Source organism: Micromonospora sp. NPDC049240, assembly GCF_040647835.1.
GTDB lineage: Bacteria > Actinomycetota > Actinomycetes > Mycobacteriales > Micromonosporaceae > Micromonospora.
The window spans coordinates 102,674-117,286 of the sequence record NZ_JBEZCX010000004.1 but is presented as its reverse complement, the minus strand read 5'-3'; the positions used below and the strand labels follow the sequence as shown (position 1 = coordinate 117,286).

The 14,613-nt window shown below is 74.2% G+C and carries 15 protein-coding genes; 10 read left to right on the top strand and 5 right to left on the bottom strand.

Annotated features, from left to right (window positions below; all coding sequences use genetic code 11):
• Positions 1 to 32: 32 nt before the first annotated feature.
• From alr to ung, 4 genes are read left to right on the top strand one after another with little or no spacing between them, the layout of a single operon-like run.
• A complete protein-coding gene (gene alr, locus AB0B02_RS07655; protein WP_357297919.1) occupies positions 33 to 1,151 on the top strand; it encodes an alanine racemase in 1,119 nt (372 codons plus the stop codon).
• The gene (locus AB0B02_RS07650) at positions 1,148 to 2,245 is read left to right on the top strand and encodes an alpha/beta hydrolase (protein WP_281938032.1); all 1,098 of its coding nucleotides are present in this window, start codon (positions 1,148 to 1,150) and stop codon (positions 2,243 to 2,245) included. Before alr ends, AB0B02_RS07650 begins: the two co-directional genes overlap by 4 nt.
• Positions 2,242 to 2,724, top strand: a complete 483-nt coding sequence (gene tsaE, locus AB0B02_RS07645) for a tRNA (adenosine(37)-N6)-threonylcarbamoyltransferase complex ATPase subunit type 1 TsaE (RefSeq protein WP_281938031.1) — start codon at positions 2,242 to 2,244, stop codon at positions 2,722 to 2,724. Before AB0B02_RS07650 ends, tsaE begins: the two co-directional genes overlap by 4 nt.
• 53 nt (positions 2,725 to 2,777) lie before the next feature.
• Complete coding sequence (gene ung, locus AB0B02_RS07640; RefSeq protein WP_281938030.1) at positions 2,778 to 3,479, top strand: uracil-DNA glycosylase; 702 nt, start codon at positions 2,778 to 2,780, stop codon at positions 3,477 to 3,479.
• Here ung and AB0B02_RS07635 read toward each other — a convergent pair.
• Positions 3,468 to 4,214, bottom strand: a complete 747-nt coding sequence (locus tag AB0B02_RS07635) for a helix-turn-helix transcriptional regulator (protein ID WP_281938028.1) — start codon at positions 4,212 to 4,214, stop codon at positions 3,468 to 3,470. The genes ung and AB0B02_RS07635 overlap by 12 nt on opposite strands.
• A 161-nt stretch (positions 4,215 to 4,375) precedes the next feature.
• Here AB0B02_RS07635 and tsaB point away from each other — a divergent pair, with 161 nt between their 5' ends.
• The 6 genes from tsaB to AB0B02_RS07605 all read left to right on the top strand — a co-directional run bounded on the left by tsaB (position 4,376) and on the right by AB0B02_RS07605 (position 10,358).
• Complete coding sequence (gene tsaB, locus AB0B02_RS07630; protein ID WP_281938027.1) at positions 4,376 to 5,071, top strand: tRNA (adenosine(37)-N6)-threonylcarbamoyltransferase complex dimerization subunit type 1 TsaB; 696 nt, start codon at positions 4,376 to 4,378, stop codon at positions 5,069 to 5,071.
• On the top strand, positions 5,068 to 5,511 hold the full coding sequence (rimI, locus tag AB0B02_RS07625; RefSeq protein WP_281938025.1) for a ribosomal protein S18-alanine N-acetyltransferase: 444 nt from the start codon (positions 5,068 to 5,070) through the stop codon (positions 5,509 to 5,511). The genes tsaB and rimI overlap by 4 nt, the downstream gene beginning before the upstream one ends.
• Positions 5,512 to 5,517: 6 nt before the next feature.
• Positions 5,518 to 6,564: a tRNA (adenosine(37)-N6)-threonylcarbamoyltransferase complex transferase subunit TsaD gene (gene tsaD / locus AB0B02_RS07620; RefSeq protein WP_107158831.1), complete on the top strand. Its 1,047-nt coding sequence runs from the start codon at positions 5,518 to 5,520 to the stop codon at positions 6,562 to 6,564.
• 17 nt (positions 6,565 to 6,581) lie between these two features.
• Entirely contained in the window at positions 6,582 to 6,836 is a 255-nt protein-coding gene (locus AB0B02_RS07615) for a hypothetical protein (protein WP_281938022.1), read from the top strand.
• 70 nt (positions 6,837 to 6,906) lie between these two features.
• Complete coding sequence (locus AB0B02_RS07610; protein ID WP_357297908.1) at positions 6,907 to 8,613, top strand: ABC transporter ATP-binding protein; 1,707 nt, start codon at positions 6,907 to 6,909, stop codon at positions 8,611 to 8,613.
• Positions 8,610 to 10,358, top strand: a complete 1,749-nt coding sequence (locus AB0B02_RS07605) for an ABC transporter ATP-binding protein (protein ID WP_281938020.1) — start codon at positions 8,610 to 8,612, stop codon at positions 10,356 to 10,358. The genes AB0B02_RS07610 and AB0B02_RS07605 overlap by 4 nt, the downstream gene beginning before the upstream one ends.
• Before the next feature lie 65 nt (positions 10,359 to 10,423).
• Here AB0B02_RS07605 and AB0B02_RS07600 read toward each other — a convergent pair whose 3' ends face one another.
• From AB0B02_RS07600 to AB0B02_RS07585, 4 genes are all read right to left on the bottom strand, one after another.
• A complete protein-coding gene (locus AB0B02_RS07600) occupies positions 10,424 to 11,161 on the bottom strand; it encodes a DUF4142 domain-containing protein (RefSeq protein ID WP_107158835.1) in 738 nt (245 codons plus the stop codon).
• 99 nt (positions 11,162 to 11,260) lie between these two features.
• On the bottom strand, positions 11,261 to 12,436 hold the full coding sequence (locus AB0B02_RS07595; protein WP_281938605.1) for an ROK family protein: 1,176 nt from the start codon (positions 12,434 to 12,436) through the stop codon (positions 11,261 to 11,263).
• 32 nt (positions 12,437 to 12,468) lie between these two features.
• Positions 12,469 to 13,728 carry an ABC transporter permease gene (locus AB0B02_RS07590; protein ID WP_281938019.1) on the bottom strand — a complete coding sequence of 420 codons (1,260 nt, stop codon included), beginning with the start codon at positions 13,726 to 13,728 and terminating at the stop codon, positions 12,469 to 12,471.
• Positions 13,725 to 14,543 (bottom strand): ATP-binding cassette domain-containing protein, encoded by an 819-nt coding sequence (locus tag AB0B02_RS07585; protein ID WP_107158841.1) that lies wholly within the window; start codon positions 14,541 to 14,543, stop codon positions 13,725 to 13,727. The genes AB0B02_RS07590 and AB0B02_RS07585 overlap by 4 nt, the downstream gene beginning before the upstream one ends.
• Between the last annotated feature and the right edge of the window lie 70 nt (positions 14,544 to 14,613).

The window sequence follows — 14,613 nt, the reverse complement described above, 5'->3', positions numbered from 1 at the left end:
ACGATGATCACCGGCGGAAGTAGGCTGGGGGCATGTGGCAGTCGGAGGTGCGCGTCGATCTCGACGCGATCCGGGAGAACGTGGCCCGGCTCAAGGCCGGCACCAGCGCCGAGCTGATGGCGGTGGTCAAGGCCGACGGGTACGGGCACGGCATGGTGCCGGCGGCCCGCGCGGCGCTCGACGCCGGAGCGGACCAGCTCGGCGTCTGCACCCTGGACGAGGCGCTCCGGCTGCGTCAGGAGGGGATCACCGCGCCGGTGCTGGCCTGGCTGCTCGATCCGGGCCTGCCGCTGCACGACGGGATCACCGTCGGGGTCGACCTGGGCTGCGCCAGCCTGAGCCAGCTCGACGAGATGGTCGAGGCGAGCCGCCGGGCGGACCGCCCGGCCCGGCTGCACCTGAAGATCGACACCGGGCTGTCCCGGGGCGGGGCCACCGTCGCCGACTGGCCGGCGTTGCTGGAGGCCGCCGCGAAGGCCCAGGCCGACGGCCTGGTCGAGGTGGTCGGCGTGTGGAGCCACTTCGTGTACGCGGACTCGCCCGGCCACCCCACCACCGATCGCCAGCTCGCCGTCTTCCGGGAAGGGCTGGAGATGGTCACGCGGGCCGGCCTGCGGCCCCGGTACCGGCACCTGGCCAACTCGGCGGCCACGCTCACCCGGCCGGACACCCACTTCGACCTGGTCCGTCCCGGCATCGCGGTCTACGGTCTGTCGCCGATCGCGGGCGAGCGGTTCGGCCTGCGCCCGGCGATGACCGCCCGGGCCCGGGTGATGCTGACCAAGCGGGTGCCGGCCGGCACCGGCGTCTCCTACGGCCACACCTACCTCACCGAGGCGGAGAGCAACCTGGCCGTGGTGCCGCTCGGCTACGCCGACGGGGTGCCAAGGCACGCCTCGAACACCGGTCCGGTGCTGCTCGGCGGCGAGCGGCGGACCATCTCGGGGCGGGTGTGCATGGACCAGTTCGTGGTCGACTGCGGTGACGACGAGGTGGCCGCCGGCGACGTGGTGACGCTGTTCGGCAGCGGCGCGGCCGGCGAGCCCACCGCCGACGACTGGGCCGAGGCGGTCGGCACCATCAACTACGAGATCGTCACCCGGTTCGGCGGTGTGCGGGTGCCCCGCGTCTATGACGGCGAGAAGCCATGAGCCAGCGGCTGCGGGTGCCGCGTCCGCGAGGCGCCGCGGGGAAGGTCGCCGGGCTGGTCGGCGCCGCCGTCGGGGTGGCCGCCGCCGGGCTCGCGGCGGGCGTGGTCAGCGAGCGGGTGCTGGTCCGCCGGCTCAAGAACGACCCCACCGACCGGTACGCGCACGAGGTCTTCGGGCGGCAGCGCCACGACGAGGCGTACCGGCTGGAGATGCCGGACGGCACCGACATCCACGTGGAGGTGGTCGAGCCGACCCGGCCGGTCGCCGGGCACCCGACCGTGGTGCTGGTGCACGGCTTCTGCCTGGACATGGGCACGTTCCACTTCCAGCGCAAGCTGCTCGCCGAGCGGGGCGACTACCGGGTGGTGGCGTACGACCAGCCGGGACACGGCCGGTCCGGGCGGCTGGAGACCGGTGAGTACGACCTGACCGCGCTGGGCCGCACGCTGCGCCGGGTGCTCGACGAGGTGGTCCCGGAGGGTCCGCTGGTGCTGATCGGGCACTCGATGGGCGGCATGACGATCATGGCGTTGGCCGAGCTGTACCCGGAGCTGTTCGGTGACCGGGTGGTCGGCACCGTGCTGATGGCCACCTCCGGTGGCCTGGCGGCGGAGACGAAGCTGGTGGCGCCGGCGCTGCTCGGTCGCGTGGGCGCGCCGGTGCTCTACATGATGAGCAACGCCACCCGGTACGGCGGCACGGTGATCGACAAGGCCCGCAAGTCGACCTCGAACGTGGCCTGGCTGCTGACCCGCAAGTACGGGTTCGGCACCCCGAAGCCCAGCCCCGCCCTGGTGTCGTACGTGGAGACGATGAACTCCCGTACCTCGGCCGACACGGTCACCCGTTACCTGCGGACGCTGGCCACGCACTCGCGGTTCCCGGCGCTCGCCGCGCTGGCCGGCACGCCGGTGCTGGTGATCGTGGGGGACAAGGACATGATCACGCCGGTGACGCACTCGGAGGAGATCGTCCGGCGGCTGCCGGACGCCGAGTTCGTGAAGATCCACGACAGCGGGCACGTGGTGATGCTGGAGCACGCCGACGAGGTCAACGCGGCGCTGGAGCGGTTCCTGGAGTCGGTGACCGGGTGACTGTGGTGGTGGAGCTGCGGACCCTCGACGACACCCACGGGTTCGGGCGGCGGCTGGCGGGGGTGCTGCGCGCCGGTGACCTGCTGCTGCTCAGCGGTCCGCTGGGGGCCGGCAAGACCGCGCTGACCCAGGGCGTCGGCGCCGGCCTGGGCGTACGCGGCGACATCACGTCGCCCACCTTCGTCATCGCCCGCGTGCACCGGCCGGACCCGGCGCGGGGCGGCCGGGTGACGCTGGTGCACGCCGACGCGTACCGGTTGGGGGAGTCCGCCGATCCGCGCGCCGAGATCGACGACCTCGACCTGGACGCCTCGGTGGACGAGGCGGTGACCGTGGTGGAGTGGGGCGAGGGGATGGTCGAGCAGTTGGTCGACGCGCACCTGCGGGTCCGCATCGACCGGCGGGACGACGACACGCGGGTGGTCACGCTGGAACCGGTGGGCGGCGACTGGGCGACCCGGCTGGCGACCCTCGACTGAGCGCTGTCGTACCCGGTGCCTAGAGTCCCGGGGACGACTGCGAAAGGTTGCCGATGCCCGACGACGTTCCCGCCCTCGACCTGTTGGCGCTCCTGCCCGAGCCGTGGCGGGAGGCGCTCACCCCGCACCTCGATCCGGCCCGCACCGCGGCGTTGGCCGACTTCGTCGCCCGGGAGTACGCGACCGCCATGGTCTTTCCCCCGCTGGCGGACCTGTTCTCCGCCTACCGGTTGTGCGGGCCGGCGGAGACCCGGGTGCTCATCCTCGGGCAGGACCCCTACCACAAGGCGGGGCAGGCGCACGGGTTGAGCTTCAGCGTGCGGGAGGGCGTGGCGGTGCCGCCGTCGCTGCGCAACGTCTTCAAGGAGCTGGGCGAGGACGTGGGCGTGCCGAAGCCGCGCAGCGGCAACCTCGACGGCTGGGCCGCCCAGGGTGTGCTGCTGCTCAACTCGGTGCTCACGGTCCGCCAGGCCACCCCCGGCTCGCACGCCAACCGGGGCTGGGAGGAGTTCACCGACGCCACCATCCGGGCGCTCGACGCGCTCGACCAGCGGGTGGTCTTCCTGCTGTGGGGCGGCTACGCGCGCAAGAAGGCGGCGCTGGTCACGAATTCGCGGCACGTGGTGCTGGAGGCCGGGCACCCGAGCCCGATGAACCCGCGCGGCTTCCTGGGCAGCCGGCCGTTCAGCGCGGCCAACAAGGCGCTCGCCGACGCCGGTCTGCCCACCGTCGACTGGGAACGCTCAGCCGGCTGACCCGCCGGTGCGGTCGGCTGCGTCGGCCGCTCCTGCTGCGCCGGCCGCCAGGCGTTGCCGGTGCCGGCGCAGCAGCTCGGCCGCGCGCCGGTCGGCCACCTCCACCTGGACCAGCGGCTCGACCGGGTAGGTGCGCCCACCCAGCCGCACCTCGATCGGCTCGGGCAGTTCCTCGACCATCCGGGCCCGCAGCTCGCCGTGGCGGGTCCGCCAGCGGTGCTCGCCCGGCTCCTCGGGCTCGTGGCGCACGCCGCCCCACTCCTCCCAGCGGGCGTTCCACCGCTGTGCGAGCGCCCGCCCCAGGAACGCGGTGAACGAGGGGGAGTCCCGCCATCGCACGGCGATCTCGACCGCCTCCACCGGTATCGGCGCGCCCTGCACCACGGCCGCCGTGCTGCCGGCCAGCACGTGGGGGAGGTCGCCGAGCGCGTCGACCAAGCGGTCCAGCCCGAGGCGGTCGAGCCGCTCGACCGGGTCGGTGCCGGCCAGCTCGTCGAGCGCCGCGTCCAGGTGGCTGTCGAGCGGCTCGGCCTCGATCCGTAGCTGCCGGTCGAGTGCGGCGAGGAGACGCTCCACGGTGGTCAGGCCGGGTAGCCGGTCGCCTCGTTCGATCCGGGCGATGGCGGCCTGGCTCAGCCCGGCGCGGGCGGCCAGTGCCTGCTGGGTGAGCCCGGCCCGGTCGCGTTCGTGCCGCAGCGTGCGGGCGATCTGGTGGGCCAGGTGACTCTCCGTCATCCCGGCAGGGTGGCATGTCTCGGCGGAGCGATATACCGCTGTGTCATATTTATGACTCCTAGGTATATCGCTTCACCGCATGGTGTTCCCTCCGGACGCTACCGTCCGTGACGGCATGCGGTGGGCGGCCCAGGCCGGGGGACGGGCTAGGCTGGCTTACCGTGCTCGTACTCGTGGTGGACTCCTCGACGCCCGCGGTGACCGCGGCGCTGGCCGAGGTCTCGGCGGACGGCGTCGTGCTGCGCGCGTCCCGGTGCACGGTCGACGCCCGGGCCCACGGCGAGCTGCTCGCGCCGCAGGTCGACGCGGTGCTCGCCGACGTGGGCGGGCGCCCGGCCGACCTGGGCGCGATCGTCGCCGGGCTCGGCCCCGGCCCGTTCACCGGGCTGCGGGTGGGGCTGGTCACCGCCGCCACCATGGGCCAGGTGCTCGGCGTCCCCACGTACGGCGTCTGCTCGCTGGACGGCCTCGGCCAGCCGACCGCCGCAAGCCACCCCGCCGCTGCGGGTGAGCTGGCGCTGGCGGCGAGCGACGCGCGGCGGCGCGAGGTCTACTGGGCCGTCTACGACGGCGCCGGACGGCGCGTCGCCGGCCCGGACGTGGCCGCCCCGGCGGTCGTCGCCGAGCGAGCCCGCGACCTGGCGGTCACCGTCGCGGTCGGCGACGGCGCCCAGCGGTACGCGGACGTGCTCGGCCTGCCGGTGCGGGCCGAGCCGCGCTACCCGGACCCGCTGGCGCTGGCCCGACTCGCCGCCGAGCGGATCCGCGCGGGTGCCCCGGGTGAGGCGCTCACCCCGCTCTACCTGCGCCGCCCGGACGCGGTGGCGGCCACCGGCCACAAGCCGGTCCTGCGATGAGGCTGAGCCGGTTCCGCTGGTGGCACGTCGACGAGGTGCTGCCCATCGAGGCGGACCTGTTCGGCGCCGAGCAGTGGTCCCCGGGCATGTTCTGGAACGAACTCGCCAACGGGCACTTCTACCTGGTCGCCATCGACGACGACGGCACGGTGGCCGGCTACGCCGGGTTGGCCGCGGCCCCGCCCGACGAGGCGTGGGTGCAGAACATCGCGGTCCGCCGGGGCGCCCAACGCCGGGGCGTGGGCCGGCTGCTGCTGGAGGCGCTGCTCGCCGAGGCGGCCCGGCGCGGCATCCGCAGCACGCTGTTGGAGGTCGCCGCCGACAACGCCCCCGCGCAGCGGCTCTACGCCACGTACGGCTTCGAGCCGATCGGCGTGCGGCGCGGCTACTACCAACCGAGCAATACCGACGCGCTGGTCATGCAGCGCCACGAGGACTGAACGCGGATGGCTGACGAACCCCTGATCCTCGGCATCGAGACGTCCTGCGACGAGACCGGCGTCGGCATCGTGCGCGGGCACACGCTGCTCGCCGACGCGCTGGCCTCCAGCGTCGAGGAGCACGCCCGGTTCGGCGGGGTGGTGCCCGAGGTGGCCAGCCGGGCCCACCTGGAGGCGATCGTGCCCACCATGGACCGGGCGTTGCGCGAAGCCGGCGTCACCATCGCCGACATCGACGCCATCGCGGTCACCTCCGGTCCGGGTCTGGCCGGCGCGCTGCTCGTCGGCGTCGCCGCCGCCAAGGGGTACGCGGTGGCCGCGGAGAAGCCGGTGTACGGCGTGAACCACCTCGCCGCGCACGTGGCCGTGGACACGCTGGAGCACGGTCCGCTGCCCGAGCCGGCGATCGCGTTGCTGGTCTCCGGCGGGCACTCCTCGCTGCTGCGCGTCGACGACCTGGCCCGGGGCGTGGTGCCGCTCGGCGCCACCATCGACGACGCGGCCGGGGAGGCGTTCGACAAGGTGGCCCGGCTGCTCGGGCTGCCGTTCCCCGGTGGCCCGTACATCGACCGGGAGGCGCGGGCCGGCGACCCGGCGTCGATCGCCTTCCCGCGCGGGCTGACCGCCGCGAAGGACCTGGTCGGACACCGGTTCGACTTCTCCTTCTCCGGCCTGAAGACGGCGGTGGCCCGCTGGGTGGAAGCGCGGCAGCGGGCCGGCGAGCCGGTGCCGGTGGCCGACGTGGCGGCGTCCTTCCAGGAGGCGGTCTGCGACGTGCTGGTCGGCAAGGCGCTTGATGCCTGCCGCAGCAGCGGGATCGACACGCTGGTGATCGGCGGCGGGGTGGCGGCCAACTCCCGGCTGCGGGCGATGGCCGAGCAGCGGGCCGCCAAGCACGGCGTCCGGGTGCGTACGCCCCGGCCGAAGCTCTGCACGGACAACGGCGCGATGGTGGCGGCGCTCGGGTCGCACCTGGTCGCCGCGGGCGTCGCCCCGAGCCGGCTGGACCTGCCGGCCGACTCGGCCATGCCGCTGACCGTGGTCAGCGTCTGACCGGGGAGGAAACCGACATGATCGTCCGGATGTGGGAGGCGAAGGCCGAGCCGTACGGCTTCGCCGAGCTGATCACCTGGGTGTGCGAGACCGCGCTGCCCGAGTTCGAGCACGACCCGATGCACGTCGGCAGCGAGGTGTTCTCCTCCACCGACCACCGGCTGGTGGTCATCTCGAAGTGGCGCAGCAACCCCCGGGAGTTGCCCGAACCGCCCACGCGCCTGGTCGCCCGTCCACCGCACAGCTGGGACTTCACCGAGGTCGACCGCTAGGCGACGGTCGTCACAGCGCCCGGAAACTGGTTGGCGTGCGGTCGGCCGCGCCACCTAGCGTCGGTGGGTCATGCGCTTCTCACCGGCCGGCGATCCCGGCACCCCCGACGCGCGGTCCGCCACCCGTTACCTGGTGTGGCTCGCCGGGCGACATCCCGTGTACTTCGGCGGCGGTCTGACGCTCGGCGTGATCTGGATGCTGGCCCAGGCGCTGGTGCCGGCCGCGATCGGCCGGGCCGTGGAGGCCGGGCTCGCCCAGCGCGACCCGGACGCGCTGGTGCGCTGGAGCCTCGCCCTGCTCGGGCTGGGGCTGGTCCAGGCCGGCGCCGGCATCCTGCGGCACCGCTGCGCGGTGCACAACTGGCTCGGCGCCGCGTACCGCACGGTGCAGGTCACCGTGGACGCCACCAACCGGCTCGGCGCCGCGCTGCCGCGCCGGGTCGCCGCCGGCGAGGTGGTGAGCATCGGCACGTCCGACATCGAGCACATCGGCAGCGCGATCGACATCACCGCCCGGGGCGTCGGGGCGGTGGTCGGCATCGTCACCGTCGCCACCATCCTGCTCACCGCGTCGCTGCCGCTCGGGCTGGTGGTGGTGCTCGGCGTGCCGCTGCTGATGGCGCTCGTCGCGCTGCTGATCCGGCCGCTGCACCGGCAGCAGGCGGCGTACCGGGAGTCGACCGGCCGGCTCACCGCGCGCGCCGCGGACATCGTCTCCGGCCTGCGGGTGCTGCGCGGCGTGGGCGGGGAGCCGGTGCTGGCCGCCCGCTACCGGGAACGGTCGCAGGCGTTGCGCGCCGACGGCCTGCGGGTGGCCCGGGTGGAGTCGCTGCTCCAGGCCGCCCAGATCCTGCTGCCCGGTGTGTTCGTGGTGCTGGTGACCTGGCTCGGCGCCCGGTTCGCGTTGCGCGGCGAGATCAGCGCCGGTGAGCTGGTGTCCTTCTACGGCTACACCGCGTTCCTGGTCAGCCCGCTGCGCAACCTCACCGAGGCGGCCGACAAGCTCACCCGGGGGCACGTCGCGGCCCGCCGGGTGGTCCGGCTGCTGCGGCTCGCGCCGGAGTTCACCGACCCGGCCCAGCCGGTGCCGGTGCCGTCCGGGCCGGGCGAGCTGGCGGACGCGCGCTCCGGGCTGGTGCTGCGGCCGGGCCGGCTCACCGCGCTGGCCGCCGCCGAACCGCAGGACGCGGCCGAGATCGCCGACCGCCTCGGCCGGTACGCCGACGGGGACGTGACGCTGCACGGCGTACCGCTGCGGGACGTGGCACTGGCGACGGTGCGGGAGCGGATCCTGGTGGCCGACAACGACGCGCAGCTGTTCAGCGGCGTGCTCCGCACGGAGCTGGACCCGCACGACCGGGCGGACCGCGCCACGGTCGAGGCGGCGCTCGCCGCGGCCGGCGCGACGGACATCGTCGAGGCGTTGCCAGGCGGCCTGGACGGCGCGGTCGCGGAGCGGGGCCGGGAGTTCTCCGGCGGGCAGCGGCAGCGCCTGCGGCTGGCCCGCGCGCTGGTCGCCGACCCGGAGACGCTGATCCTGGTCGAGCCCACCAGCGCGGTGGACGCGCACACCGAGGCGCGCGTCGCCGACCGGCTGGCCGCGGCCCGGTCCGGCCGCACCACGCTGGTCTGCACCACCAGCCCGCTGGTGCTCGGGCGCGCCGAGCACGTGGTCTTCGTGGAGGACGGCAAGGTCGTCGCCGAGGGCCGGCACGAGGAACTGCTCGCCGCCGAGCCCCGGTACGCGGCCACGGTGAGCCGGGAGGAGGACCGATGAGCAACGCGCTGCCCGTCGCCGACGCCGCGCGGGTCCGCCGGTACGTGCGGGAGCTGGTCCGCCGGCACCCGCGTGGCCTGGCCACCGTGCTCGGCCTGCACGCGCTCGCCGCGGCGGCCGGGCTGGTCACCCCGCGCCTGCTCGGTGACCTGGTCGAGGGCATCTCGCGGGGCGTGGCCGCCACCACCGTGGACCGGGTGGTGGCCGCCATCGCCGCGTTCGTGGTGGTGCAGTCGGTGCTGGTCCGGTTCGCGCACCTGGCCTCGGCCCGGCTCGGCGAGCGGGTCCTCGCCGAGCTGCGTGAGGAGTTCGTCGACCGGGTGCTGGCGCTGCCGCTGTCCACGGTGGAACGGGCCGGCACCGGTGACCTGCTCACCCGCACCTCCCGCGACGTGTCGGCACTGTCGCGGACGGTCCGGTTCGCCGGGCCGGAGACGCTGATCGCGGCCCTGACCGTGCTGCTGATCCTCGGCGCGCTGGTGCTGACCGGGCCGCTGCTGGCGCTGCCCAGCCTGCTCGCGGTGCCGGTGCTCTGGGCCGGCACCCGGTGGTACCTGCGCCGCGCGCCGGCCGGCTACCTGCGGGAGAACGCCGCCTACTCGGACATCACCGACGGGATCAGCGAGACGGTCGAGGGGGCGCGGACCACCGAGGCGCTGCGCCAGGCGGCCCGCCGCCGGGCCCGCGGCGACGCCGACATCCGCCGCTCGTACGCGGCCGAGCGGTACACGCTGTACCTGCGTACCGTGTTCTGGCCGGTGGCCGAGTTCGGCTACCTGGTGCCGATGGTGGCCACGCTGCTGATCGGCGGCTGGTTCCACCTGAAGGGCTGGGCCAGCCTGGGCCAGGTCACCGCCGCCACGCTCTACGCCCAGCAGCTCACCGACCCGATCGAACGGCTGCTCGGCTGGCTGGACGAGTTCCAGGTGGGCGGCGCCTCGCTGGCCCGGCTGCTCGGCGTGGCCACCGAGCCGGACGAGCGTTCCCCGGCGCCCGTCGCGTCGCGTCGGCCGACCACCGAGGGTCGGCTCGCCGCGCACGACGTCCGGTACGCGTACCGCCCCGGCCACGACGTGCTGCACGGCGTGACGCTGGTGCCCCGACCGGGGGAGCGGCTGGCCATGGTGGGCCCGTCCGGGGCGGGCAAGTCCACGCTGGGTCGGCTGCTGGCCGGCGTGCACACCCCGTCGGCCGGTGCGGTGACCGTCGACGGCCGACCCCTCGCCGAACTGCCCCTGGACGAGCTGCGTACCCACGTCGCGCTGGTCAGCCAGGAGCACCACGTGTTCATCGGCACGCTCGCCGACAACGTGGCGATGGTCCGACCGACCGCCGACCGGGCGGCGGTGCGCGCCGCGCTGGCCGCGGTCGACGCGCTGGACTGGGCGGAGGCGCTGCCGGCGGGGCTGGAGACGACCGTGGGGGCCGGCGGGCATCCGCTCACCCCGGCGCAGTCGCAGCAGCTCGCACTGGCCCGGCTGGTGCTCGCCGACCCGCACACGCTGGTGCTGGACGAGGCCACCTCGCTGATCGACCCGCGCGCCGCCCGCGCGCTGGAGCGGTCGCTGGCCGCGGTGCTGCACGGGCGGACCGTGATCGCCATCGCGCACCGGCTGTTCTCCGCACACGACGCGGACCGGGTGGCGGTGGTGTCCGACGGCCGAATCACCGAGCTGGGCCCACACGACGCCCTGGTAGCCGCCGACGGCCCCTACGCCGCCCTCTGGCGCTCCTGGCACGGCTGATGGGTGAAAGGAGGGGCCCTCTCTTAACGCCTGGCGTATAGGAAGGGGCCCCGCTTGAACGCCCGTCAGGCGCGACGCATCAGCCGCCAGGTCGTGTACCCGCCGGTGCCCAGCGCGAGCAGGAAGACCGCCCACACGATCCCGGTGCCCACCTGGAGCCCGCCGCCGCTGGACGCGTTGGCCTGGGCGGCGGCGACCAGCGAGTCGCTCTGCGCGGCCGGCAGCGCGGGCGGCGGCAACTGCTGCCAGCGGACCAGCCCGGTGCTCTCCAGCATGGTCATGTGGTCGTTGACGAACTTGTTGGCGTCCTCGGCCAGCTTGCGTACGACCGGGTCCTTGGTGCTCGCGCGCACCGCGCCGATCACCGGGAAGATGTTGCCGTGGGCGACCCGGAGCCGGGTGACGAAGATCTGGTCGAACTGCGCGCCGCTGGCGTTCTGCATCTCGGTCAGCCAACCCTTCTGCTGGGTCGTCGGGTCCGTCGGCAGCACCGCCCCCAGCTTGTTCGCCGCCTCGACCACCAGTTGGTCCAGGACACCGTGCTGGCGGGCGATCTCCGCGCCGACCTCCCGTACCCGGGGGGACTGGCCCTTCTCGGCGGCCATCGTGCCGGCCGGCATCTCCCAGAGCCCGGCCAGTCGGACGCCGTTGAGCAGCGTCATGTCCGCGGCGTTCATCTGCACCCCGGGATTGGGGGCGGCCAGGGCCGCGCCGGGAAGAACGCCGATCCCTGCGCCGATCGCGACGAGCAGCAGGGTCACCCGGTGCGCCAGCCGGCGACGTGCGGATTCCAGCGATGCCATGGTTGCGGTGCCTCCTCGGTCCGGACCGGTACGCGGGGTCGCGGGACGGCCGAGCCCACCGGCCGCCCGTCCGCACGTTGGTACGGATCACCGGGCCGATCAGTTCAGCGGGTCGGCCAGGAGGCGTTCGAAGGCCAGCTCGGCGGCGCCGACCAGGGCCGCGTCGTCGCCGAGTTCCGGGGTGCGCAGCCGCACGTGCTCCAGGCAGGCGGGCAGCCCGTTGCGGTTGAGCCGGCTGCGCACCTGGGCGGCGGCGGCCAGGTAGAGGTCGCGCATGGTGCCCCCGAAGATGACCATCTCCGGGTTGAAGATGTTGACCAGGTTGGCCACGCCGAAGCCGAGCCAGTCGCCGGCCTGCCGTACCGCGCTCTGCGCGCGGGCGTCCCCTCGGTCGGCCGCGTCGAAGACGCTGAGCAGCGCGTCCCGGCCGCGCGCCTCGGCCCGGCCGGCGGCCCGCAGCAGCCCGTGCTCGCCGATCTCGGTCTCCCAGCAGCCGTACCGGCCGCAGTCGCAGCGCGCCCCGTCGCGGACCACCACCATGTGGCCGACCTCGCCGCCGTAGCCGCCGTGCCCGGTCAGTCGCCGGCCACCGGCGATGATGCCGGCGCCCACGCCGACGTCGCCGTACAGGTAGAGGACGTTGTCGCAGCCGGTGGCCGCGCCGCGGGCGTGCTCGGCGAACGCGGCCACGTCGGCCACGTTGCCCACCGTGATGGGGACGTCGATGCCCAGCTCGGTGGCGAGCGCCGCGCCGATCGGCTCGTCCACCCAGCCGGTGGTGGGGCTGAGCCGCACCAGCCCGTCGTCGCGGCGCACCATGCCGCAGACCGCCACTCCGGCGCCGACGCAGAACGAGCCGTCCGGCACCGCCTGGTGCATCTCCTTGACGGCGCCGGCCAGCAGCGGGGCGGCCTCGCCGGCGACCAGGTTGCGCGGCCGGTCCAGCTCCCGGCGGTCGAGCACCTCACCGCCGAGGCCGACCCGCGCGGCCCGCAGCCGGTCCACCTCGACGCTGTACGCGTACGCGTAGACCCGTCCCGACTCGGGCCGGACGACGAGTGACGGTCGTCCGGCCCGGCCGGTCTCCTTCGGCGTCCCCTCGCTGACCAGACCGGCGCCGGCCAGGTCGGCGGTCAGCGCGCCGATGGTGCTGCGGTTGAGCCCGAGCGCGGTGGTCAGCTCCGCGCGCGTGGTGGCCCCGTGCACGTGCACGTAGCGGAGCAATGCGCCCAGGTTCTGCCGTCGGATCTCGTCCTGGCTGGGACCCGCGCGCATTGCCACTGCCATGGTGTGTCCGTACCCCGGGGTCAGCGCGTGCCGGTGGCGGCGGCCCGCCGCCTCGACAGCGCGTCGATGGTCGCCGCGGCGAGCAGCACCACGCCGGTGACCACGAACTTGACGCCCGAGCTGTATCCCATCAGTCCCATACCGTTGTCGATCACCGCGACCACCGCGCCACCGAGCACGGCGTCGAGGACCCGGCCCTTGCCGCCGAAGAGGCTGGTGCCGCCGATCACCGCTGCGCCGACGGCGTACAGCAGCACGTTACTGCCACCGGTGTTGGGGTCGACCGAGTTGGCCCGGCTGGCCGCCACGATGCCGCCGATGGCGGCCATCCCGGAGCAGATGACGAAGACCGAGATGCGGATCTTGTCCACGTTGATGCCGGCCCGGCGGGCCGCCTCGGCGTTGCCGCCGACCGCGTAGATGTGCCGGCCGTAGCTGGTGCGCTGGAGCACGAACGTCCAGACGACCAGCAGCAGCGCGATGATCGGCACCACGATCGGCACGCCCTTGAGCGAGACCACCAGCACGTTGCGGCTGCGCTCCAGGTTCAGCACGTAGACCGCGACGCCGAGCACCACGGCGAGCCCGCCGATCCGCGCGGCCACCACCGCGATCGGGTCGGTGAGCAGGCCCCGGGCGGACCGGTTGCGGTGCCGCAGGAGCTGCACGGCCGCGTACCCGGCGATGGCCAGCGCGGCCAGCGCCCAGCCCAGCACCGGGGAGATGTTGCGGTTGGCGATCGCCACCAGCACGTCGTCGCGGACCGCGATGTTCGCGCCCTCGTCCATCAGCGTCAGCACGACGCCCTGGAACGCCAGGAAGCCGGCAAGCGTCACCACGAAGGACGGGATGCCGACCTTCGCGACCAGCAGGCCGAGCACGACGCCGATGACCACGCCGGTGACGACGGCGGCCAGCACCGCCACGTACCAGGGGTAGCCGAGCACGGTGACGGTGTTGGCCAGGATCGCCGCGCAGACGCCGCTGGCGAACCCGGCGGAGAGGTCGATCTCGCCGAGCAGCAGCACGAAGACCAGACCCATCGCGATAAGCGTGACCGCGGCGCCCTGGGTGAACAGGTTGGCGAGGTTGCCGGCCGTGAAGAACGACGGGCGGGCGATCGAGAAGCCCACCGCGAGCACGACCAGCATGACCACGGCGGGCAGCGCGCCGATGTCGCCGCCGCGTACCCGGCGCCAGTAGTTGTTCACGTGGCTGCCCACGGTCGGCGCCGGGGCGACGCCCGCCGGGCCTTCCTTCTTCACGACGGTGGCGGTCATCGGACGGCTCCTGGGGTGGTGTCGGCGGGCGCGGCGCCGGTGCCGTTGCTGCCCGGTTCGCCGGCGAGGCCGAGGCCGCCGGAGCGGCCGGCGGTGATCAGCTCGACCACCTGCGAGTGGGTGATGTCGGTGGTCTTCACCTGGGCGACCATCTGGCCGAGGTAGAGCGCCGCGATCCGGTCGGAGACGGCGAAGACGTCGTTCATGTTGTGCGAGATGAGCACCACGGCCAGGCCGTTGTCGGCCAGCCGGCGGACCAGCTCCAGCACCTGGGCGGTCTGCGCGACGCCGAGCGCGGCGGTCGGCTCGTCCAGGATGACCAGCCGGCTGTTCCAGAGCACCGCCTTGGCGATGGCCACCGTCTGCCGCTGGCCGCCGGAGAGGCTGGACACGTGCTGACGCAGCGACTTCACGGTGCGGACGCTGAGGCCGGCGAGCGTCTCGGCGGCCATCTGCTCCATGGTCGGCTCGTCGAGCACGATGCCGCTGCGCTTCTCCCGGCCGAGGAACATGTTCTGCACGATGTCGAGGTTGTCGCAGAGCGCCAGGTCCTGGTAGACGACCTCGATCCCGAGCGCGGCGGCGTCCCGGGGGCTGCTGATGCTCACCGGTCGGCCGTCGAAGAGGAACTCGCCGGCGTCGGTGGGGTAGATGCCGCTGATGCACTTGACCAGGGTCGACTTGCCGGCGCCGTTGTCGCCGACCAGCGCGGTCACCTCGCCGGGGTGTGCGGCGAAGGCGACGTCACGCAGCACCTGGACGGGACCGAAGCTCTTGTCGATCCCGCGTAGCTCCAGCAGGGGGGTTGCGGACACGGGGGTCTCCTTTGGGCGGAGGGAGGTCTCGGATCCCGTCCGGCGTGGGCGCCGCCCGGCGCGGGAGTCG